The organism is Acinetobacter sp. WU_MDCI_Abxb74 (assembly GCF_025513915.1).
GTDB lineage: Bacteria > Pseudomonadota > Gammaproteobacteria > Pseudomonadales > Moraxellaceae > Acinetobacter > Acinetobacter calcoaceticus_C.
This window is the reverse complement of sequence record NZ_JAHPRP010000007.1, coordinates 23,425-44,874: the sequence shown is the minus strand read 5'-3', so window position 1 is coordinate 44,874 and position 21,450 is coordinate 23,425. Positions and strand designations below refer to the sequence as shown.

Genomic DNA, 21,450 nt, shown 5'->3' with positions numbered 1-21,450 from the left:
TAATGTTCCTATTTCGACTGTGTATTAGCAGTAGAGGAAACAGGTGCTACTGAAGCTGAAGCGTTGTTTTCCAGATGTTCAGCATTTTCTACGGCGCCCATATAGCGATAAGTTTTTGCTTTAATAGAATAATTAAGTACAGGAATATCTGACTTACTATCTTTGTCAGGTGCAGCTTCTACAACAAAATCATGCATGGTCACAATACGTGGTAGTGCCGCAATACTACTGACAAAAGCACCAAAAGCGTGATAATCGCCGGTTGCTTCCATCGTAATAGGCTGTTCAATAAAGATTTCTTGCTTCACTTCATCTTCTAAACGGATATTTTTAAACTTCAGGCCAGAATTCACCCCAGTTAAGTTAATATCTTCAACTAAGCTTGGAATTTCAGTTTCTTTTGGCAATTGCTCTAACTGCTGATTAAAGTTTGCTTGCATATCTTGAAGTTGAAGCTGATATTGCTGCAAGTTACGTAATTTTGAATCTTTTTCTCGAAACTCATTCAACAAATTACTTTCTTGTGCCTGTGCATTATCAATTGCTTGTAGCTTTGGCTGAATAACAACAAAGTATCCCAAAGCCAACACAGCAAAGAAAATAAAAACCCAGCAAGTAATTTTCACAGATAATGGCCAGCTACCATAACTGTTCATATCTAGTGTATTAAATTGCTGAAGAAATTTTTCTAAAGTGATCTTTTTTTTCTTAGATGGCGCCTGCTCTAACGACAACTCATGAAGTTCATCCGGACTCATTTAACCGCCCCCTTATCCGTACTTACAGACGTATTGGCGGTATCATCTGTTGTGGTCACCCCCGCTTCGCCCAAATCAACAGTCACAACAAAACTACCATAGCTATCTTCCACTCTAGGAAGCAGCGAACTCGCAGTCTTATCTTTTTTCTCTTCAGTCGCCAAGAAAGAGTTCATAAAAGCGTTGCGATACCATGATGATGCTTCGAGATTACGTAATAACTCCGCAACCGTATTTGGACTTTCAGCTTTACCTTCAATAGTAAATTTATCTCCAGTTCGGCTAAATTTAGTCAAATACATCGCTGGAGGAGTTACGCGCACCAATTCATCTACCAAACGCACGACAACAGGACGCTGGCTTTGCAATCCCTGAATAAGTTTCATACGCTCGATAATGGCATCACGCTGTTCTTGCAGACCATTTAAGGTTTTAAGCTGTTGATCTAAAGTCTGGTTTGTACTGGTAATGAGCTGATTCGCTTGTTCTTGATCATTTAATTTTTGATTCAAATAAAACCACCCAGAAAATACAGTGGCGATCCCCAAAACAACGACCCCAAAACATAAAATAATAAATTGTTTTTTACGTTGCTCCCTAAGCCCATCACGCCAAGGGAGTAAATTAATTGTTGCCATTAATCAAAACTCCTTAAAGCCAAGCCACATGCCACCATTAATGATGAAGCATCATTTTCCATTTTTTGAACGTCGACTTGAGGAGAAAAACCCATTTGTAAAAACGGATTGGCAATGGTTACACGGTAACCAAGTTTTTGCTGCAACAATTTAGCAAGCCCAGGAATATTGGCATTCCCACCAGCGAGTAAAATATGGTCAATTTCATTGAATTGTGATGAAGAGAAGAAAAATTGTAGAGATCTGGCTGCTTGCTGCACTACAGCATCCAAAAATGGCTCTAAGACTTCGATATCATAATCATCTGGTAAAGAGCGCTCTTTTTTAGCTCGTCCCGCTTCTTCTAAAGACAAACCATAACGGCTTTGAATTTCCAAAGTAAGCTGTTTGCCACCAAAGACTTGTTCACGGGTATAAATGATTTTGCCATTTTGCATAACCGATAATGTCGTCATGGTATGACCGATATCTAAAATACCAATGGTATTTGCACCCATTGGTAAGCTATCAGCAAATACACTAAAAGCGCGTTCAACAGCATAACTTTCTACATCAGCAAGCTTAGGCGTTAAGTCCACCAGTTCCAGTACTTCTACTCGTGTTTCAACATTTTCTGTTCTTGTTGCAACTAAAAGTACATTCACGCGGTTTGGATTAGGCAGTCGGTCTGGTAAAACCTCAAAATCAAGGCTCACTTCATCCAAAGGGAACGGTATATATTGCTCCGCATCTAATCGAATCTGAACTTCTCGTTCATCATCATTCATATCTGCATCCATTTCGATGGTTTTATGAATAACCGTCGATGTTGGAACAGCTATTGCAGCGTTACTGGTTTGGGGATTTGCTAAATTCATCGCCCGTTCCAAAGCTTCCGCAACCGCTTCTGGATTCAAGATATTTTTTTCAACTACACTGTTCTCGGGTAAAGGCATCAAAGCATAGCTTTCCACCCAATATTTACCGTTCTTAACAGAGAGCTCTAACAACTTAACAGAAGTCGAACTAATATCGACACCTATTAACCCCTTATTCGGTTTACGATATAACCTGAGCACACTATTGTCCTATTATTTTTTTATCCCCAAAAAAAATTACAAACCAATAATCTAGGTCTTTATTTTTACACGGATACAATATCTCATCTAACAATCCGCATGTCTAAAGGCTATACTGACCATAATTAGTTTGTATTCGATCTTATTAAAGCTTACTTATCATGAAAAAGCTATCCAGTTTGGGCTTCGTGCGTCCAATTTTTTTGATCATTATTATTATCTTAGTCTCACTTCCGATGGGCTTTTATGGCATGTATCTCTATATTGCCCCATCGCTCCCAGAAATGAGTTCACTAAAAAAAGCTCCGCTTTTAAAACCTCTACAGGTCTATACATCAGATAATCAACTGATTGCTGAGTATGGCGGTAAGCTTTCTATTCCAGTTGAATACAAACAAATCCCTCCTGCTTTTATTCATGCATTTTTAGCAGCAGAAGACTCATCTTTCTTTGAACATAGCGGGATCAGTTTTAAGGGTTTAGGGCGTGCTTTAAGTGAGAGCGTGACGGGTTCTGATGTGCAAACTGGTGGTTCGACCATTACCATGCAGGTTGCAAAGAACTATTATTTGAGTCCAGAAAGAACTTTAAAACGTAAAATCACCGAGATCTTTTTAGCTCGAAAAATTGAGCAAAATTTATCGAAAGAAGAGATTCTCAGTCTTTATGTGAATAAAATCTTCTTAGGAAAAAATGCTTACGGTATCGCAGCAGCAGCTAAAATTTATTACAACAAAAGCATTAATGAGCTAAGCATTGCTCAAATGGCAATGATCGCAGGTTTGCCAAAAGCACCCTCTAAATACAACCCTGTGGTTAATCCAGAGCGTGCACTTGAAAGACGTAACTGGATTTTAGGTCGTATGTTACAGTTAGGTTATATCTCTCAAGCAGAATATCAAAAAGCTGTAGCTGAACCGATCAATCTCAATATGCCCAATCGGGATTTAAACAATATTCACCCTTATGCCGGCGAAATGGTTCGTTCAGAACTCGTAAAACATTTTGGCGAACAAGCCATTGATTCGGGCTATAAAGTCTATACAACCATCAATGCTAAACGCCAAGCGATTGCAGAGAAATCTGTGCAAGACGGCCTTGAAGCTTATGACCGTCGTCATGGCTGGCGTGGTGCAGAAGCACACGATAAACCATTAAGTGAATTTAGAGCATATGCCAACACCTATCCAGCACAAGTTACCAAGGTAAATAGCAGCTCTTTTGAAGCATTAATGCAAGATGGCACAACCATTACTGTACAGTGGTCAGGTATGTCATGGGCCCGTCCCTATCGCAATGCAAATAGTGTAGGTGGTGCTCCTTCCCGTGCATCTCAAATTGTTCAAGTTAAAGATATTGTTCGCTTACGTCCAAATGAAGCAAAAACCGCTTGGTCTTTAGTTCAAGTTCCAAAAGTTCAAGGTCAACTTATTGCAATCAATCCTAACGACGGCTCAATTGAAGCAATTGTAGGTGGTTATAACTTCTATCAATCGAAATTCAACCGTGCTTTACAAGGCTGGCGCCAACCGGGTTCAACGATTAAACCTTTTGTCTATGCATTGGCACTAGAGCGCGGTATGACACCGTACAGTATGGTTAATGATAGTCCTATCACGATTGGTAAGTGGACACCGAGAAACTCAGACGGTCGTTATTTAGGGATGATTCCATTACGCCGTGCTTTGTATTTATCTCGTAATACCGTATCTGTACGTCTGTTACAGACCGTCGGGATTGAACGTACTCGCCAATTATTTATGGATTTTGGTTTACAAGAAGATCAAATTCCACGTAACTACACCATTGCCTTAGGTACTCCTCAAGTCTTGCCAATTCAAATGGCAACTGGATATTCGACTTTTGCCAATGGCGGCTATCGCATTCAACCGCACTTTATTCAACGTATTGAAGATGCATACGGTAAAGTGATTTATGAAGCTAAGCCAGAATATGCATGTATTCCATGTATTAACGCACCTGAAACAACTGATGACGAGCAGAAAGTTACGACAACAGATGATGAAGTGATTGAAGTTACAAACAAAGATGTAGAGCAGAAAGAAAAGGCTGCTAAGCAACTTAATCTTAAACAGACTGATAAAGTGAACAGTGAATATCGTCAGGCACAGCGTATTTTAAAATCAAGTTCTGCTTATGACATGGCCAACATTTTACGAGACGTTATTGAACACGGTACAGGCCGTGCCGCGCTTAAAATTGGTCGTAATGACTTAGGCGGCAAAACAGGTACAACCAACGATGCAAAAGATGCATGGTTTGCTGGCTTCAACGGGAAGTTAGTTACTGTAACATGGGTCGGATTTGACCAACCGACGACACTAGGTCGTCGTGAGTATGGTGGTATTGCTGCATTACCGATCTGGATCAACTTTATGGGTCAAGCATTGCAAGGTACACCATCAGCCTGGGTTCGCCTCGACAAAGATGCTCAAGCACCTATTTCACGTGACAAAAATCAAGCGGTAGTAGAAGTTAGCGATAAGAAAACCTATCGCGCAGCTCCTCCATTGGCTCGTCCGCTATATCGTCCAGCACCACCGCAACCGAAGCTCAACAATAATAATGACTTTGCCGATTTACCTGGTGAAGAAATTGTTATTCCGTCAAAAGCTGCGCCTCCTGCTATGAAACCTTCACAGGAATCCGCGCCTAAGCGAGAAAAAGATGAATTAGAAAATCTGATTAATCAGATTGAATAGCAAAAAAGAAGCCATCATCAGATGGCTTCTTTTTTGCGCTTCAAAAATAGTCTTTTAGCTAGCTTCTTTATTACGCTTCTGAAAGACATAAATTTGAAAAGATGCCGTTACTTCTAATTGCAGCTGCTGCTCTAACTGCAAACGGCGCTCAGGAGAAGCTTTATATGCATAAGGCGTCATAGCAATCAGATTTTTTAAAGCCTGTTGATCAAGCACAAAAGGGGCATCAATAATGTGCTCTTGCTTTAGCTCAAACAAATCTTGCAACTGCTCTACAAACTTTTCTGGTGTGTGAGGATTAACCTGCTCAAATAAAGCCTCACGCATTGCATACAAATGTTCAGATGCAGGCGTGACAACAATTAAATAGCCATCATCTTTTAAAACACGTGCAATTTCTGCCTGTGGAACTGGGCTAAACAAACTAGTACATGCATCCATGCTTTGATTAAGAACCGGTAAAGTCGCACCGGTTCCTACAACCCAAGTCACTTCAGCATTGAGCTTTGCTGCGCGCTGTACCGCATTTTTTGCAATATCAACACCAACACATTGCTCAACCACTTGCTGCATGGCACTTGTGTAATAGCCTTCACCACAGCCAATATCAAGTACGGTTTTTACACCAAACTTCTTCAATAAATCGACTACAGCATGTTGTAAAGGCTGATAATAACCACCTTGTAAAAAAGCTCGTCTCGCATCGACTGACTCTGGCGTGTCTCCTGGGTTTTTACTATGTTTATGTTGCACAACATGTAAATTGACATAACCTTGTTTAGCCACATCATAACTATGCCCCAGCTCACATCGCCAAGTTTTTTCATTTAAATCCAGAGATTGACGACACACAGGACACATTAAAATTTGCTTAGTCACTTTTAATTATTCTCTTGTTCTTTTTGCTGTAAATAAGTCTTTGCCTGCATTCCCACAAATGTACGCCCCGCATTTGTTCCGTTAATCCATTCGTCCACCTGAAATAAATCAAACAGACCAACCTTGACTAAAGTTGGAATTGCGATCTTTAATTCCTCTTCAATCTGTCCTCTTTGCCCTGCATTATATAATTCAATATTATGCAACATTGTAGCGACAGTTCCTGTTTGTACCTGACTTCCATCTTTAAGTACGACCTGAGGTAACACCTCACCCTCACCAACCACTTTTTGATTAATTACAGATAATTGGTCTAGACCAGCAACTTTTGTCATTCATCTCTCCAATAAAAAAAGCCAGTAGAACTGGCTTTATATTGACACTAAAATAAGATCTATCGCAATTTTAAAGTCATTAGACCTAAAACTACTAATATAATTGTAATAATCCAAAAACGAATCACAACTTGGGTTTCTTTCCAGCCCTGCTTTTCATAGTGATGATGCAACGGCGCCATTAAGAATACGCGTTTATTACGCATTCGCAACGATCCAATTTGCAAGAAGACAGATACTGCTTCCATTACAAACACACCACCCATAATCGCAAATACGATTTCTTGGCGTACCATGACAGCAATTGTTCCAAGCATCGCACCTAAAGCTAAAGCACCAACATCACCCATAAAGATTTGGGCAGGGTGCGCGTTATACCAAAGAAATGCCAAACCTGCGCCAATCATGGCAGAGCAGATCACAACAAGCTCAGAGGTATATTTCACATATGGAATATGTAAATAGTTAGCAAAGCGAATGTCACCAGACAAGTAAGCAAATACACCTAAGCCCGTAGCCACCATTACAACAGGCATGATCGCCAAGCCATCTAAACCATCAGTTAAGTTAACTGCGTTAGAAGCACCATTAATCACCAGATAGGTAAATACAATAAATGCCAAGCCTAAAGGAACAATTGAGAGTGGAATTGAAAGATTCTTAAAGAAAGGAATCAATAAATCCAGCATATTTGCAGTATGTTCTGCATTGGACTGTTGAGTTGCGATTAAATATAACGCAATACCAGCACCAAGGGATGCAACAGAAGTCCAGAAAAACTTCTTACGTGCAGGTAAACCTGCATTGTCTTTATAGCGAATTTTAATCCAGTCGTCTGCCCAACCTACAGCACCGAACACAACCATTACACCAAGCACAATCCAGACATAAGGGTTAGATAAATCAGCCCAGAGTAAAGTACTAATCCCAATTGAAAGCAGAATTAAAATCCCGCCCATCGTTGGCGTACCCATCTTTTTAGCATGATTTTCAGGAGCAAATGAACTTACTGCCTGACCGTATTTTAACGCTTGTAATTTACGAATCATGATCGGTCCGAGAACCAAACCAATGGTCAGTGAAGTTAATACACTGAGTAAAGAACGTAATGTTAAATAACGAACGACCTGAAACGAACTGTGATAGCCCGCAAGTTGTTCAAACAACCATAACAGCATTTAAAGTTTCTCCATCAAATCAGCCATCAACGTTTCCATATGAGTAAAGCGAGAACCTTTAAACAGGAAACTCATGGACTGCGGTTGATGTGTTTGGATTAGATTGATTAGAAATGGAAGCGCCTCAGCTTGTGTCTGAAATGCTTTCACTTTATTGGAATGAGAGTCTGCACCCTCGAGAGCGGCTGAAGCAAACTGCCCAACTGCAATAATATGATCTAAAGGAAGCTCGGCAAGATCACGACCTAAATCGTGGTGTTCTTGCCAGCTGCTATCTCCCAGCTCACCAATATCACCCATAACCATCACTTTTATGCCTTGTTGCTGCAACAATACTTGTGCAGCAGCACGCATAGAATTCGGATTGGCATTGTAAGTATCATCAATAAATAAGTAAGGAGATTTTTGAATAAAGTTAAGACGACCTTTAGCACCCTGAGCTTGCTCTAAGCCTTGGGCAATATCTTCAAGTCCAATACCAAGCGCCAAAGCAAAGGCTACAGCTGCGGTCGCATTTTGAACATTATGCTCACCGGCAAAAGGGAGTTTAACGGTACTCGTCCCTTGCGGCGTATGTAGGGTAAAATTTGTTGATTGAGGCAATAATTCCATATCTGTTGCATAAATATCGCCCCCTACGCCAAATGTAGAAATGCGATGTGCTTTTGCAGCTTTATGAATTTCAGCCGTAAAGTCATCTTGTTGTGGAACGATTGCAACGCCATTTGGTAAAATATGACGATAAATTTCTGATTTAGCGCGGCAAATACCTTCACGTCCGCCAAATTCGCCTAAATGAGCTGTCCCAATATTTAAAATGCCTGCAACATGCGGCTGCACCAACTTAGAAGTATAATCAATTTCACCCTGATGACTGGCACCTAGTTCCATTACAGCAAACTGATGTTCTTTTCTCAGTTCAAGCAACATCATGGGTACACCGAGGTCATTATTCAAATTACCACGGGTGATTAATGTCGGAGCTAAACGCAATAATATACTTCCCAACATTTCTTTAGTTGTGGTTTTACCGCTACTACCTGTTAAAGCAATCACTTTTAATTGAGTATTTTGCTCACGGCGATAAGCGCCAAGTTGCCCGAGAGCCAAGCGAGTGTCGGCAACAACTAGTTGGGCAATATCTACATCTAAAGGGCGTTCAACAATTGCGATTTGACAACCATTCGCTGCAACCTGAGCTACAAAGTCGTGCGCATCAAAACGTTCACCCTTAAGTGCTAAAAAGACATCCCCAGTTTCTGCATGACGTGAGTCCGTCAAAATACGTTTAATTTCAGTTTGAGGGATCTGGTCTTTATGCCAGTAGCCCTGTGTTGCCTGTTGTAATTGCTGAGCTGTCCACGGTTCCAAAGGCACGGTACTGGTGGTTGAAGTATGCATAATTTATCCTATTGTGCAGGGTAAGCAGCGTCTACAGTATGGTGTTGCGCAGCAATCGCTGATTGAACTTCAACAACATCATCAAACCAGTGACGCACACCATTAATTTCTTGATAGTTTTCATGGCCTTTACCAGCAATAACAACAATATCACCAGCTTGAGCTTGCTGTGCAACAAACTTAATTGCTTCACGGCGATCATGAATTTCCTGCATGCGATGTCCTGAAAAATCGATTCCTTGCTTCATATCAGCAAAAATTTGTTCAGGATCTTCGGTTCTTGGGTTATCCGAAGTCAAAATAATCGGATTTGCGCCGTCTAAAGCGGCTTGAGTCATCAGTGGACGTTTACCACGGTCACGATCCCCACCACATCCGAATACAGCCCAAAGTTGATTAGATACATGACGTTTTAGAGTTTTAAGTACCTGAATCAAAGCATCTGGCGTATGTGCATAATCCACAACAAATAAACGTTCACCATCACGAATGACCTGCATCCGTCCCGGCGCACCAATCAATTGAGAGACAAAAGCAACCAATGCTTCTAAATCAAAACCTGCTTGCTCAGCAGCAATAAGTGCTGCAATCAAGTTTTCGACATTGAAATGTCCCAATAATGGACTTTGAACAGCAAAAGAACCTTGCTGGCTGACTAAATTAAAAGTCGCCCCTGCCAAACTGTAACTTAGGTCACTAATATAATAATCTGCTGTATTCTGAGTAAGCGAATACGTCAGAATCTTTGGCTGAGCAGGATTTTGTTTTGCTGCATTGATCATTAGAGCAGCATATTCATCATCCAGATTAATAACAGCTACTTTCAAAGAATTAAAACGGAATAAAAGAGCCTTAGCTTCAGCATAAGCCTCTAAAGTGCCATGATAATCCAGATGATCACGGCTCAAATTGCTATAAACGGCAATTTCAATAGCACAACCATTTAAACGGCCCTGCTCTAAACCATGTGAGCTTGCTTCCAAAGATGCAAAAGTTGCACCTTGTTTAGCATAGTCATGTAACGCATTTTGTAGCTGTAAAGCATCAAGTGTGGTATGCGTTGATGGCGTTAAGTCAGGCAAAATACCATTACCTGTTGTGCCCATCACAGCACAGTGCTGTTGTTGTGAACTAATTAATTCAGCAACTAGACGTGAAATCGTCGTTTTACCGTTTGTGCCTGTTACTGCAACAATACGTGCTGGTGTAACAGGATCTATATGTTGCAAATAACGCTCTTGCCATTCACCCATGCGCTGACGTACATCAGGACATACCCACTCATTTTCTACACCTAATTCAGTCTCACTAATGATAGCAAGTGCACCATTAGCAAGGGCCGACTCAGCAAATATACGCGTTTTTTCAGGTTGACTATAACTGGTCAAAGCAATAAAGATTTGGCCTGACTCAACCTTACGGCTGTCCAGACTAAAGCCATGGAAAGACTGCTTAGACCACTGTGCATCAATCTCGACTGGATTAATTTCTTGAAAAGAAACAGACATGGCTTACCTGCGAATAGGGTTTACTGAAGTATCAAGGGGTTTATCAAGCGGCACATTCATTAAACGCAATGACTCTTGCATAATACGTGCAAAAACAGGAGCAGCCACCAAACCACCGTAATAACGGCCTTGTGGGTTTTCAACAACCACAATAACGGCTAAACGCGGGTCACTAATTGGAGCTACACCTGCAAATAAAGCACGGTATTCATTATTTGAATAACCTTTACGGTCTGCACGAAGTTTATGCGCCGTACCTGTTTTACCACCAACACGATAACCCGGAATATTAGCTTGTTTTGCAGTACCACCAGGCATAGTCACCTGCTCTAGCATGAGCAAAACCTGATCAGCAATTTTTGGAGCAAGAACTTGTTCACCTTTAGGCGCCTGATCTAACTTATGGAGGCTTAAAGGCATTTTCTCGCCATGATTTGCGAGCATTGCATAGCCCTGTGCCAACTGAAGAATAGTCGCATTCAGGCCATAACCATAAGCCATGGTTCCAATTTGAGAAGAGTTTAATTTACTTACCGGAAGCACTAAACCTGAGCTTTCCCCTGGAAATTTCACAGCCGAACGTTTACCAAAACCGGTACGATTAAAAAAGCTTGGCAGTGTTTCTTTTGGAAGTGACAATGCAATTTTTGCAGAACCCACGTTTGAAGACTTGATAATTACGCCACTTACAGTTAAAGCACCATAATTGTGGGTATCACGAATTGTATGCCAACCTAAACGCATTGAACCTGGAGAAGTATTTACAATAGTATTTGGCGTATATTGTCCAGTTTCCAATGCAGCAGAAACCGTAAATGGCTTCATGGTTGAACCCGGTTCGAACATATCAATCGCACCGCGGTTACGCATGGCATCTTTATTAGATAAACCGTTTTTGTCATTTGGGTTATATGACGGCCAACTGGTCATTGCCAGAATTTCACCAGTCTTAACATCTACAGCAATTGCGGTTGCCGAACGAGCATTATTTGCAACACCAGCAGCTGTCAATTCACGATACATAATGTACTGCAAACGTGAGTCAATACTTAAAGTGATGTTTTCGCCCGGTTCACCCTCGCGAATAACCTCTGAAACTTTTAAACGGTTCCCACGCTTATCACGAATAATTTTTTGTTCACCATCCACACCCGACAACTGTTTATTGAGCTGCATTTCCAAGCCTTCAATCCCTTGACCTTCACTGTTGGTTAAACCAATAATCTGGGCATTTGGCTGGGGCTGAGGATAATAACGCTTATAAGTTTTCTCGGCATATACCCCTTGAAAGTTACCCTTCGTAATGAGGTCTGCCTGTTGCGGTGGGATCTCTTTTTTCAAAACCAGATAACGAGAACGTGGTCGTGCATTCATCTGTTTTTTAAGATCGGCACGATCTAAACCAACGACATCCGCCAACTCATCAAGATTCAAGTTTTTATCGGGTAATTGTCTTTTTAATTTACGATTATTCGGATCTTTCTTTAATTCCGCTGTAATTTGGTCATATAAATGCTTAGTATCGAAATAATCACGTGGATCCATTACGATTTTCATGATCGGTGTACTAATTGCCAAAGGTACGCCATGGCGATCACTAATCACGCCACGCATCGCTTCCACACGCTCAGTACGCAAAATATTGGCATTGGCCTTGTTTTGTAAAAAATCCTTATTAATTATTTGTACATAAAATGCACGCGCAATTAATACAACAAAACAGAGTAGCACTACTGCCCAGAGCAGATAAAACCGCCACATATCAAAGGCAAGAGTTGGTTTTTCCGAAATAGACTGCTGTTTTTTCCGTGTTTGTTTTGTTCGCTTATCTACCATACAGCAAGGCCTTACTTATTTTGCTCTGAGGTCATTGGTAAAGAAATTACCACCGTTTCTGCAGCCGGTGGAGAAAACATCCGTAGCTGAGTTACAGCACGCGTACCAATCTGTGCCGTTGCACCAAAGGTTTGTTGCTCAATGAGCAAACGCCCCCATTCAGCATTGAGATCATCACGTTCACGCATATAAGAGCTAAGCTCTCTATAATCATGACGATATTCAAATACTTGAAATACCACCATCATGGCACTTATAAAAACAAGCGCCACCAATACTGTATACACCACAAATTTTTTAACCACTTTGTTTTCTGTGGTTGCGATTTCATCACTGCTTTTCATTACGCGCCTTTTTCTTCCAAGCGTTCAGCAACCCGAAGCCATGCACTACGTGACCGAGGGTTCGCTTTTACTTCTTCTTCACTCGCACGAACCCGTGAAATTTTCTTTAATCTTCTTGTATCTACACGCTGCTCAGGCATTCCCCAACCGAAATCTTCTGCTAACGTAGATTCTTTTTGAATAAACTGCTTGATCAGTCGGTCTTCAAGAGAATGGAAGCTAATAACAGACAAACGTCCTTTCGGTTTTAGTAAGTCTACAGCTTGCGGCAAAAACACTTCAATATCTTCTAGCTCTTTATTAATAGCAATGCGAATGGCCTGAAATGCACGTGTCGCTGGATGTTTATGTTTTTCCCATTTTGGATGAGCGGTTTTAACAACTTCCGCCAATTGAGCGGTCGTTTCTAGTTTTCCAGCGAGTTTAATGGCTTTAGCAATACGTCGACTATAACGCTCTTCACCATATTGATAAATAACATTCGCTAATTGTTCTTCTTCAATTTTAAGTAACCACTCAGCCGCAGTTAAACCCTTAGAATTATCCATTCGCATGTCCAATGGACCATCTTGCATGAAACTAAAACCACGCTCTGCCTGATCAAGTTGAGGAGATGACACCCCTAGATCAGCCATAATACCATCAACACTCATCACGCCAATTTCCTGCATCTTCTCTTTGATATCAGCAAAACTGGCATGAATGATGGTAAATCTTGAATCTTCTTGTGCTAAAGCAGCAGCAACTTCCAATGCTTGAGGGTCTTTATCAAATGCGTACACTCGCGCATTTTCATCAAGTTTAGAAAGCAATAAACGGGTATGCCCACCTCTTCCAAAGGTTGCATCGATATACACCCCAGTTGTGCGATCTGCCAATAAGCTCTCAATGGTCTCGGAAAGTAAGACAGAAATATGCGACATAGGTGTTAAATCATAGCGTGAAAATGTAACTGCACATTATCACCTTGTTTATGGGCAACGCCAAACGGCTTTTTGTAGGAAAATATTAATTTTTCATAGATAAAACCGTTTTGTTAGCACTTTTTAAGCAAAAAAAGAAAGCAAGCTCACTTTTTTAAGTTTGCTGGCTTTCTTTATGAATATTTAACTTCTAAGTTTTCTTTTTGGAATATTGTTTTTAGATCATTTTATTTACTGCTTCCCATCATAAATTTGATCAAAGACAGCTCCATTAGCAAAGTGAGTTTTCTGAGCTTTCGCCCAACCACCGAACACATCATTAATGGTAAATAATTTAATTTTTGGAAATTGGGCTGCATATTTTGCTGCCACTTGCGCATTGCGCGGTCGGAAATAATGTTTAGCCGCCAACTCCTGCCCTAACGGTGAATATAAAAAGTTCAAATAGCCTTTTGCTAAAGTTCGGTTGCCATCTTTATCTACGGTTTTATCTACAATTGCGACTGATGGCTCTGCCAAAATTGAAACTGAAGGGTAAACGATTTCATATTTATCTTTATCAGGTCCTTTAGTCGCCAATAAAGCTTCGTTTTCCCATGATAATAAAACGTCACCAATGCCACGTTCGGCAAATGTTGTTAGAGAACCGCGTGCTCCTGAATCAAGTACTTTTACATTGTGATAAAGTTTTTTAACTAACTCACGAGCTTTGGCATCATTTCCGCCCGGTTGTTTTAAGGCATAACCCCATGCCGATAAATAAATCCAACGAGGAGCTCCCCCTGTTTTAGGATTGGGTGTAATAATCTCGATGCCCGGTTTGGTTAAATCATTCCAGTCACGTATATTTTTGGGATTACCTTTTCGCACTAGGAACACAACAGTAGACGTATAAGGCGCAGAATTATTTGGAAATTCTTTTTGCCAATTTGGCTGGATAAAACCAGCTTTCACAATCTCATCAATATCATTAGCTAATGCTAACGTTACAACATCGGCTTCTAGACCCGTGGCTACCGCCCGAGCTTGTTTACCAGAGCCACCATGCGACTGTTTAAATTCAACATCTTGTCCTGTACGTTGTTTCCAGAACTTACCAAAAGCCTGATTATATTCTTGATAAAATTCTCGGGTCGGATCATAAGAAACGTTTAAAAAAGAAGTAGCAGCCTGAGCTGCTGTTACCGCCACTCCCAAGTACACAGCTACAGCCATTATTGATATTTTTTTCATTTACAAAATCCATCATTGGTTTTAGTTTTACTATATTTTTAATTTTATAATTTACAATCAATTACTTATATTAATATATTTTTTATTAATCTCTTTAAAATATATAGATAAGGATGTCTAAGTTATTTCATTTTTGAAATTTTTTGTAATTATTCTTACAACTTAATGAGGGCCTTCACTTTATCTACACATTAATTTGTTAAATAATGAAGCGCAAAGGATACATATGGCCTACATTTGGGTCGACTAGATTAAAATATAGATAATTTTTGTAAAAAGTGTGACACAGTTCCACTTTTTTATTAAGATTTATGTTTAAATCGTAGCATTACCGTAATTTTACATTTCGTTAAACTCAAAAAATAGATGAAATGTAATGAACAGAGGGGATGATTAATAATGAAAATTCATTATGGAAAAGCGTTAAGCTTAAGTTTGGTGCTGAGTTTGGCATCACAGTTTTCTGCAGCAGCGGCACTTAAAGATACTCCAAATAAAATTGGGGCAGATAAGCAGACTTCACTTATTGAAAAAGCTTTAGATCAGCAAAAACGTAACCCTATCGTGTTACCTTCTACAAATGATGAGCTTAAAGTACTCAATTCAATTCGGGTTACCCCAACTCAAAACTTTCTTGCGGCTCAACACGAACGTTTTTCACGTTTTGTTCAGGCAATCTTCCAGCCGCATGCATCTTAAATTCTGAAACACCCCTCAGCGTTTCAGCTTTAGCCCAGTCTGATGTTAAATAAAACGTCAGAATACTGGGCTTTTTCGTTATAATAGTTTCAATTTTTATTTTGACCCATTAGCTATGAAAGTTCGTACTCGTATTGCACCTTCCCCTACAGGTTTTCCTCATGTCGGCACAGCCTACATCGCCTTATTTAATATGTGTTTTGCGAAACAACATGGCGGAGAATTTATTTTAAGGATTGAAGATACAGATCAGCTTCGCTCTACTCCTGAGTCTGAAAAAATGATTTTGGATTCATTGCGTTGGTTAGGTCTAAATTGGTCGGAAGGTCCAGATGTGGGTGGCCCTCATGCACCGTATCGCCAATCTGAACGTATGGGAATTTATAAGCAATACGCATTAGAACTTGTTGAAAAAGGTCATGCTTTTTATTGTTTCGCTACAGCAGAAGAACTAGACCAGATGCGTGCTGAACAACAAGCACGTGGTGAAACACCAAAATATGATGGTCGTGGGTTAAAACTTTCTCAAGAAGAAGTGACACGTCGCTTAGAATCGGGTGAACCTCATGTCATCCGTATGAAAGTACCTGAAGAAGGTATTTGTAAATTTAATGACTTATTACGCGGGGAAGTTGAAATTCCTTGGGCTCAAGTCGACATGCAAGTTCTTCTTAAAAATGATGGATTACCAACTTATCATTTGGCCAATGTTGTCGATGACCATTTAATGGAAATCACTCATGTATTACGCGGTGAAGAATGGCTTCCATCTGCACCAAAACATCAGTTGCTTTACCAATATTTTGGTTGGGAAATGCCAACACTCTGCCATATGCCATTGCTACGTAATCCAGATAAATCAAAATTATCTAAGCGTAAGAACCCGACATCAATCAACTACTACCGTGATATCGGCGTTTTACCAGAAGCCTTGTTAAATTATTTAGGTCGTATGGGTTGGTCAATGCCGGACGAAAAAGAAGTGTTCACGCTACAAGACATGATGGATAACTTTGATATTCAACGTGTTTCACTCGGCGGTCCGATTTTTGATGTTGAAAAATTAAATTGGCTTAATGGTCAATGGATCAAAGGATTAACTCCAGGCCAATTGTTAGATCGTTTACTCACATGGAAGAGTGATCGAAGCACTTTAGAAGATATTGCAGCTGCCATTCAACCACGTATTAACTTACTTTCAGAAGCTGTAAATTGGGCTGGTTTCTATTTTAATCATATGCCACAAATTACCGCGGAAATGTTTGAAAGTAAAAAATTGACTCAAGAGCAAGTTCGCCAAAGTTTACAATTTGCAATTTGGCGTCTTGAAGGCCAGTTCACTTGGAATAATGACACTGTTAGCCAAACCCTAATGGACCTTGCGAACCAGATGGACATTAAATTACGTGATTTTATGCCAGCATTCTTTATCGCAATTGCGGGTTCAACCAGCTCAACACCAGTAATGCAGTCGATGGTCACTCTTGGACCTGATTTAACTTTCGCTCGTTTACGACGCGCTTTAGAAATTGTGGGTGGACCAAGCAAAAAAGAAGTTAAAAATTGGGAAAAACTCAATGAGAGCTTAAAATTGCCGAAAAATGAAGCAACTAGCGAAGCTTAATTCATTTTTTTGTTGACGTGTGAGCGCATTCACCCTAGTATTGCGCTCACACAAACTGGGGTCATAGCTCAGTTGGTAGAGCGCTACAATGGCATTGTAGAGGTCAGCGGTTCGATCCCGCTTGACTCCACCACGCTCCTTTGTGTTTGCCTCATCAAGTCCCTATCGTCTAGAGGCCTAGGACATCGCCCTTTCACGGCGGTAACCGGGGTTCGAATCCCCGTAGGGACGCCAAATTCTGCTTTAAAAATTATTAAAAGACTCTATCGTCACCTTACTGTTTATTCTTTATCTCTTTCTAGATTGCACATTTGTCTATTTTATCTAAAATAGCGTCTTTCTTAATTCTCTCAATGTGTAATATGCAGCCATCTGACAATCAACTAGATGCTCATCAGCATCAGAACAGTACTGCACCTTTAAAAAGAGCCATGAGTACTCGCCATCTTGTTATGCTATCACTAGGCGGGGCAATCGGAACTGGTTTATTTTTAGGTTCAGGGGAAGTCATTTCACAAACTGGAGCTATTGGCGCAATTATTGCCTACATTCTTGGTGGCGCGATCGCTTACATGGTCATGCTCTGCCTAGGAGAACTTGCCGTACACATGCCTGTTTCAGGCTCTTTCGGTGCCTACGCCAAAAAATATATTAGTCCTAGTACAGGCTACATGATTTCTTGGATGTACTGGTTGACATGGACTGCAACGCTTGGAACTGAATTTACAGCTGCAGCATTACTCATGCAGGAATGGTTCCCACATATTTCAATGTGGATCTGGACAATTGTTTTTGCAATCACTATTTTTGGTTTAAATATTAGTTCAACTCGCATTTTTGCTGAGTCTGAATTTTGGCTAGCTCTTATTAAAGTGATTACCGTTATTGCTTTTATTGTGCTGGGCCTATTAGCGATTTTTGGTTTAATTCCTTTTAATGGTAGCCAAACTGCACCGCTATTTAGCAATCTTACAGCTCAAGGCTGGTTCCCACATGGTTTAATTCCTATTTTTACCACCATGCTAATTGTTAACTTTGCTTTCTCAGGCACTGAATTAATTGGTGTTGCAGCAGGTGAAACCAAAGATCCCGCTCAAAATGTACCCAAAGCAATTAATGCTGCAATTTGGCGTCTTCTTATTTTCTTTGTAGGGACCATTATTGTTATTAGTGCTTTACTTCCTTTCCAGCTTGCGGGCTTAGGCAGTGAAGGCGTTAGTAGCAGTCCATTCGTTACAGTATTTAATTATATTGGTATTCCATATGCAGATGACATTATTAGGTTTGTAATTATTACAGCTCTGCTTTCGGCAGCAAACTCAGGACTTTACGCCGCTTCACGTATGATGTGGTCACTGTCGGAACAAAAATTACTACCTGGCGTATTTGCTACACTCTCAAAAAGTGGAACACCTATTGTTGCCCTAGTTGTAACAATGTTTGGAGCAATTCCAGGCTTGTTATCAGAGCAGTTTGCCCCAGAGACTATTTTTAAAAATCTGCTTGGCGTTGCAGCATTTACTATGGTTATTGTCTGGATGAGCATTTGTTTAAGTCAATTTAATTTCCGTCGCCAATGGTACAAATCTGGCCATACAGTTAAAGACTTACAATATGCTGCTCCATTATTCCCTATCGTCCCGATTTTAGGTTTTATTTTCTGCTTTATTACGTGTTTGAGTATGGCAGCAGACCCTGAAATGCGTGCTGGTTTTGTAGGCTGCCTTATTTTTACAGCTTTATGTTATGTCAGCTATTTTATTTTTTACCGCAATAAAGTCTAAACCACCCTTATTCAATGAAAGTGTAGCAAAAAGCTACACTTTTTTTTGTCTACACACTGGTTTTATATAACTTACCGTTGTAGATTAAAATTTATATTAAAAACAATTCCTTGTATAGAATGAAAATTATATTTATCCACGGGATGAATCAACAGAATTACACATCACATCGCTTAAAAGAGCATTGGTTAAGAGTGTTTAAACTCGGCCTAAAACAGATGCCTTGCAAAGTTAATGTACGCGATCTTCATATTCATATGCCATTTTATGGCGATTTGATGAATAAATATCAATTAAGTAATCAATTAGATCTTACAACCTTGTTACCTAAAACATTTTTAAATAATTATTTACCTATTCATTTACATGAGAATAATCCCCCAACCAAAGAACACACTCCATTTATTCCTTTATTGTCGCCATCAGCGGATCAAGCTGAAAAAAGCTTTTCAGAACGACTCTATCTCACCTCTCAGCTAGTAAAGGATCGAGTACTTAAAGAATTGGTTGTTCTTTTAAACAACTTTCCAAAATTGCATGAGAGTTTGATACAGCAGTTTCTGATTGAAACTTATATGTACTTATCTAATCCTGAATTTATGCAAGAAGTAAATCAACGAATTTTAAAGAAAATACGAGAAGAGGAAGATTATATTGTCGTTGCGCACTCCCTCGGTTCAGTCATTGCTTATCGGCTACTTTCAGACCCTTCTTATCAATTTTCAGTTAAACGATTTATAACTTTAGCATCCCCTTTATCTTTTCGCGTCATTCAAAGTAAGCTCCCGAGTCCAATTGTCAGACCACCCCATATTGACGGTGAATGGTTTAATTTCTACTCTCAAGATGATTTTTTGACTGCATTTCCATTATGTGAAGCTCCTTTTAACTTTGATCCACCTATTATTAATCAGAAAATTTTTACCTTTGCCAACCAGCCACATGAGATTTTAGGATATTTACAACACCCCTCTGTTATAAAGGCAATTATTGAACCTTTTCAGAAAAATGATGGCTAAATGTATATATTTTCTACAATTTGGGTTATTTTTAATCGCTTGATCGCTTTTTTTAATATTTCTTCAGAAAACTATTTGACAGTTTTATTAAATCGACCTAATATACGCCCACCTCTGAAACGTCCCTATCGTCTAGAGGCCTAGGACATCGCCCTTTCACGGCGGTAACCGGGGTTCGAATCCCCGTAGGGACGCCAGTAATTTTTTCAGATGTATGCCTCACATATGTCCCTATCGTCTAGAGGCCTAGGACATCGCCCTTTCACGGCGGTAACCGGGGTTCGAATCCCCGTAGGGACGCCAAATTCTAAAAAGCCACTGCATAATGTCAGTGGCTTTTTTCTTGCCTAAAAAAAGAAAAGCCAATCAATGACTAGCTTTTTCTATACTCTGTTAGCTCGCAATTCCCACTTGTACTTCAAGGCGACCCGACTGTACTCGTAGTCCTCTAATTTCAAATTGATCTACCAATTGCTGGACCAACTCTCGGCTTTCTCTCAAAATATTTAAACCCGGTAAAATACTAAAATCAGTCAAACTCAGAAGCTTTTCAACCATCCATGAACGGTTATTAATAAAGTCAATAAATCCTGCTTGCTCTAGGTCAATAAACCACATACGGTGGCCATCGCGTTGGATGCCCGGAATATCGCCAATCAAATGATTAATAAGTGATGGAATCGGCAACATATTCACGACTTCAAAACCAACTCGACCAATACGGCGCACAGCCCAATTTGACAGGGTTCCCCCATGCCGTATCTGAACATCAAGACTTTCATCCATTTGTCGTAGGCGCAAAAACTTTTCCTGCCCAATACGACATTCCAATACTTTAAAATCTAAACTTAAACGATACATGAAGCGGTGGTAATGCCCATCGATCTCGACTTGAAAACTGTCATTACCACACTTGATTTTAATATCATCAATTTCAGAGCGGTCTATGCGCTTACGAATTTGATTGTTTAATAGCATTTCCGGTAAATACAGCGTTAAAGTGCTCTTCCCCAAAAATGTACGCGCCATGATCAATGCAACTTGACGTGCAGTTTCACTGGTTTCAGACACCATATCTCGTACAGTACCTGCTGCCAGATTTGTCATTCCGACAACTCCACGTCTGGTATGGGTAGTCACTTGGTCGAGTGCATCTAATGCAGCATCCGCGACCCCTGCAATATTACGTGTCGTATCACTAGCGAACCCGACCGCATCTTGGGCATGTTGTAATGTCTTATGCAGTAATCGACGAGATAATGACGGTTTTGTAGTATCTGGGGTGGCTACAACTGATGCTGTCGTTGTAGGCTTCGACTCATTGTCATCTTGTTGACCCAAGTCCCTATCTCCTTTTTATATTTATTCCACGTCCTATTTACGAGTATTTAAGCTCATTTATAGTGCTAATTACACTTCATTTTTCTGTAGATTAGCACGCTCTACACTATTATTTTAATTTTTATGTGTACGTATAAATCATCTGCTTTTTCTATTTCATTGTTTATTC

The 21,450-nt window shown here is 40.1% G+C and carries 18 protein-coding genes and 4 tRNA genes; 9 read left to right on the top strand and 13 right to left on the bottom strand.

Translation table 11 applies throughout. The features are described from left to right. Positions 1-8: 8 nt before the first annotated feature. Genes KTH84_RS12590 through KTH84_RS12580 form a run of 3 tightly spaced genes read right to left on the bottom strand, consistent with a single transcriptional unit; the run spans position 9 to position 2,454 of the window. On the bottom strand, positions 9-758 hold the full coding sequence (locus tag KTH84_RS12590) for a type 4a pilus biogenesis protein PilO (RefSeq protein ID WP_133971491.1): 750 nt from the start codon (positions 756-758) through the stop codon (positions 9-11). Next, complete coding sequence (locus KTH84_RS12585; protein WP_133971489.1) at positions 755-1,396, bottom strand: PilN domain-containing protein; 642 nt, start codon at positions 1,394-1,396, stop codon at positions 755-757. Before KTH84_RS12585 ends, KTH84_RS12590 begins: the two co-directional genes overlap by 4 nt. Continuing rightward, on the bottom strand, positions 1,396-2,454 hold the full coding sequence (locus tag KTH84_RS12580; protein ID WP_133971487.1) for a pilus assembly protein PilM: 1,059 nt from the start codon (positions 2,452-2,454) through the stop codon (positions 1,396-1,398). The genes KTH84_RS12585 and KTH84_RS12580 overlap by 1 nt, the downstream gene beginning before the upstream one ends. A gap of 161 nt (positions 2,455-2,615) precedes the next feature. Here KTH84_RS12580 and ponA point away from each other — a divergent pair, with 161 nt between their 5' ends. Continuing rightward, complete coding sequence (ponA, locus tag KTH84_RS12575) at positions 2,616-5,177, top strand: penicillin-binding protein PBP1a (RefSeq protein ID WP_262473382.1); 2,562 nt, start codon at positions 2,616-2,618, stop codon at positions 5,175-5,177. 54 nt (positions 5,178-5,231) lie between these two features. Here the strand turns inward: ponA and KTH84_RS12570 are convergent, their stop codons facing one another. The 9 genes from KTH84_RS12570 to KTH84_RS12530 all read right to left on the bottom strand — a co-directional run bounded on the left by KTH84_RS12570 (position 5,232) and on the right by KTH84_RS12530 (position 14,814). Beyond that, a complete protein-coding gene (locus KTH84_RS12570; RefSeq protein WP_262473380.1) occupies positions 5,232-6,056 on the bottom strand; it encodes a putative RNA methyltransferase in 825 nt (274 codons plus the stop codon). Positions 6,057-6,058: 2 nt separating this feature from the next. Further along, positions 6,059-6,391 (bottom strand): hypothetical protein, encoded by a 333-nt coding sequence (locus KTH84_RS12565; RefSeq protein WP_003653820.1) that lies wholly within the window; start codon positions 6,389-6,391, stop codon positions 6,059-6,061. Positions 6,392-6,450: 59 nt separating this feature from the next. Next, on the bottom strand, positions 6,451-7,569 hold the full coding sequence (gene mraY / locus KTH84_RS12560; protein ID WP_003653822.1) for a phospho-N-acetylmuramoyl-pentapeptide-transferase: 1,119 nt from the start codon (positions 7,567-7,569) through the stop codon (positions 6,451-6,453). Next, a complete protein-coding gene (murF, locus tag KTH84_RS12555; RefSeq protein WP_262473379.1) occupies positions 7,570-8,970 on the bottom strand; it encodes a UDP-N-acetylmuramoyl-tripeptide--D-alanyl-D-alanine ligase in 1,401 nt (466 codons plus the stop codon). 8 nt (positions 8,971-8,978) lie between these two features. Next, a complete protein-coding gene (locus tag KTH84_RS12550; protein WP_262473377.1) occupies positions 8,979-10,478 on the bottom strand; it encodes a UDP-N-acetylmuramoyl-L-alanyl-D-glutamate--2,6-diaminopimelate ligase in 1,500 nt (499 codons plus the stop codon). Between the two features lie 3 nt (positions 10,479-10,481). After that, positions 10,482-12,314, bottom strand: coding sequence for a penicillin-binding protein PBP3 (ftsI, locus tag KTH84_RS12545; RefSeq protein WP_133971477.1), 1,833 nt, complete (start codon positions 12,312-12,314; stop codon positions 10,482-10,484). 11 nt (positions 12,315-12,325) lie between these two features. Continuing rightward, complete coding sequence (ftsL, locus tag KTH84_RS12540; protein WP_262473374.1) at positions 12,326-12,658, bottom strand: cell division protein FtsL; 333 nt, start codon at positions 12,656-12,658, stop codon at positions 12,326-12,328. Continuing rightward, a complete protein-coding gene (rsmH, locus tag KTH84_RS12535) occupies positions 12,658-13,581 on the bottom strand; it encodes a 16S rRNA (cytosine(1402)-N(4))-methyltransferase RsmH (protein ID WP_262473372.1) in 924 nt (307 codons plus the stop codon). Before rsmH ends, ftsL begins: the two co-directional genes overlap by 1 nt. A gap of 231 nt (positions 13,582-13,812) precedes the next feature. Next, positions 13,813-14,814, bottom strand: a complete 1,002-nt coding sequence (locus KTH84_RS12530; RefSeq protein WP_262473371.1) for a sulfate ABC transporter substrate-binding protein — start codon at positions 14,812-14,814, stop codon at positions 13,813-13,815. Positions 14,815-15,213: 399 nt separating this feature from the next. On the opposite strand from KTH84_RS12530, the gene KTH84_RS12525 reads away from it, so the two are divergent. The 8 genes from KTH84_RS12525 to KTH84_RS12490 all read left to right on the top strand — a co-directional run bounded on the left by KTH84_RS12525 (position 15,214) and on the right by KTH84_RS12490 (position 20,243). Next, positions 15,214-15,513: a DUF4179 domain-containing protein gene (locus KTH84_RS12525; protein WP_202743363.1), complete on the top strand. Its 300-nt coding sequence runs from the start codon at positions 15,214-15,216 to the stop codon at positions 15,511-15,513. Between the two features lie 115 nt (positions 15,514-15,628). After that, complete coding sequence (gene gltX / locus KTH84_RS12520) at positions 15,629-17,137, top strand: glutamate--tRNA ligase (RefSeq protein ID WP_127493634.1); 1,509 nt, start codon at positions 15,629-15,631, stop codon at positions 17,135-17,137. Between the two features lie 57 nt (positions 17,138-17,194). After that, positions 17,195-17,270 (top strand) — tRNA-Ala (locus KTH84_RS12515). 25 nt (positions 17,271-17,295) lie between these two features. Beyond that, positions 17,296-17,371: transfer RNA gene (locus KTH84_RS12510), tRNA-Glu, on the top strand. Positions 17,372-17,499: 128 nt separating this feature from the next. Then, positions 17,500-18,921, top strand: coding sequence for an amino acid permease (locus tag KTH84_RS12505; RefSeq protein ID WP_133971471.1), 1,422 nt, complete (start codon positions 17,500-17,502; stop codon positions 18,919-18,921). A gap of 119 nt (positions 18,922-19,040) precedes the next feature. Next, positions 19,041-19,940, top strand: coding sequence for a hypothetical protein (locus KTH84_RS12500; protein WP_133971469.1), 900 nt, complete (start codon positions 19,041-19,043; stop codon positions 19,938-19,940). Between the two features lie 121 nt (positions 19,941-20,061). Beyond that, a tRNA-Glu gene (locus tag KTH84_RS12495) sits at positions 20,062-20,137 on the top strand. A gap of 30 nt (positions 20,138-20,167) precedes the next feature. Further along, positions 20,168-20,243: transfer RNA gene (locus KTH84_RS12490), tRNA-Glu, on the top strand. Positions 20,244-20,333: 90 nt separating this feature from the next. On the opposite strand, the gene KTH84_RS12485 is transcribed toward KTH84_RS12490, so the two are convergent. Next, the gene (locus tag KTH84_RS12485; protein ID WP_133971467.1) at positions 20,334-21,281 is read right to left on the bottom strand and encodes a hypothetical protein; all 948 of its coding nucleotides are present in this window, start codon (positions 21,279-21,281) and stop codon (positions 20,334-20,336) included. Positions 21,282-21,450 lie beyond the last annotated feature (169 nt).

Excerpts from the sequence above, each read along its gene's own strand:
- KTH84_RS12590 (WP_133971491.1), bottom strand. The coding sequence starts at position 758 with ATGAGTCCGGATGAACTTCATGAGTTGTCGTTAGAGCAGGCGCCATCT.
- KTH84_RS12585 (WP_133971489.1), bottom strand. The coding sequence starts at position 1,396 with ATGGCAACAATTAATTTACTCCCTTGGCGTGATGGGCTTAGGGAGCAA.
- ponA (WP_262473382.1), top strand. The coding sequence starts at position 2,616 with ATGAAAAAGCTATCCAGTTTGGGCTTCGTGCGTCCAATTTTTTTGATC.
- KTH84_RS12565 (WP_003653820.1), bottom strand. The coding sequence starts at position 6,391 with ATGACAAAAGTTGCTGGTCTAGACCAATTATCTGTAATTAATCAAAAA.
- mraY (WP_003653822.1), bottom strand. The coding sequence starts at position 7,569 with ATGCTGTTATGGTTGTTTGAACAACTTGCGGGCTATCACAGTTCGTTT.
- murF (WP_262473379.1), bottom strand. The coding sequence starts at position 8,970 with ATGCATACTTCAACCACCAGTACCGTGCCTTTGGAACCGTGGACAGCT.
- KTH84_RS12550 (WP_262473377.1), bottom strand. The coding sequence starts at position 10,478 with ATGTCTGTTTCTTTTCAAGAAATTAATCCAGTCGAGATTGATGCACAG.
- ftsI (WP_133971477.1), bottom strand. The coding sequence starts at position 12,314 with ATGGTAGATAAGCGAACAAAACAAACACGGAAAAAACAGCAGTCTATT.
- ftsL (WP_262473374.1), bottom strand. The coding sequence starts at position 12,658 with ATGAAAAGCAGTGATGAAATCGCAACCACAGAAAACAAAGTGGTTAAA.
- rsmH (WP_262473372.1), bottom strand. The coding sequence starts at position 13,581 with ATGTCGCATATTTCTGTCTTACTTTCCGAGACCATTGAGAGCTTATTG.
- KTH84_RS12530 (WP_262473371.1), bottom strand. The coding sequence starts at position 14,814 with ATGAAAAAAATATCAATAATGGCTGTAGCTGTGTACTTGGGAGTGGCG.
- KTH84_RS12525 (WP_202743363.1), top strand. The coding sequence starts at position 15,214 with ATGAAAATTCATTATGGAAAAGCGTTAAGCTTAAGTTTGGTGCTGAGT.
- gltX (WP_127493634.1), top strand. The coding sequence starts at position 15,629 with ATGAAAGTTCGTACTCGTATTGCACCTTCCCCTACAGGTTTTCCTCAT.
- KTH84_RS12505 (WP_133971471.1), top strand. The coding sequence starts at position 17,500 with ATGCAGCCATCTGACAATCAACTAGATGCTCATCAGCATCAGAACAGT.
- KTH84_RS12500 (WP_133971469.1), top strand. The coding sequence starts at position 19,041 with ATGAAAATTATATTTATCCACGGGATGAATCAACAGAATTACACATCA.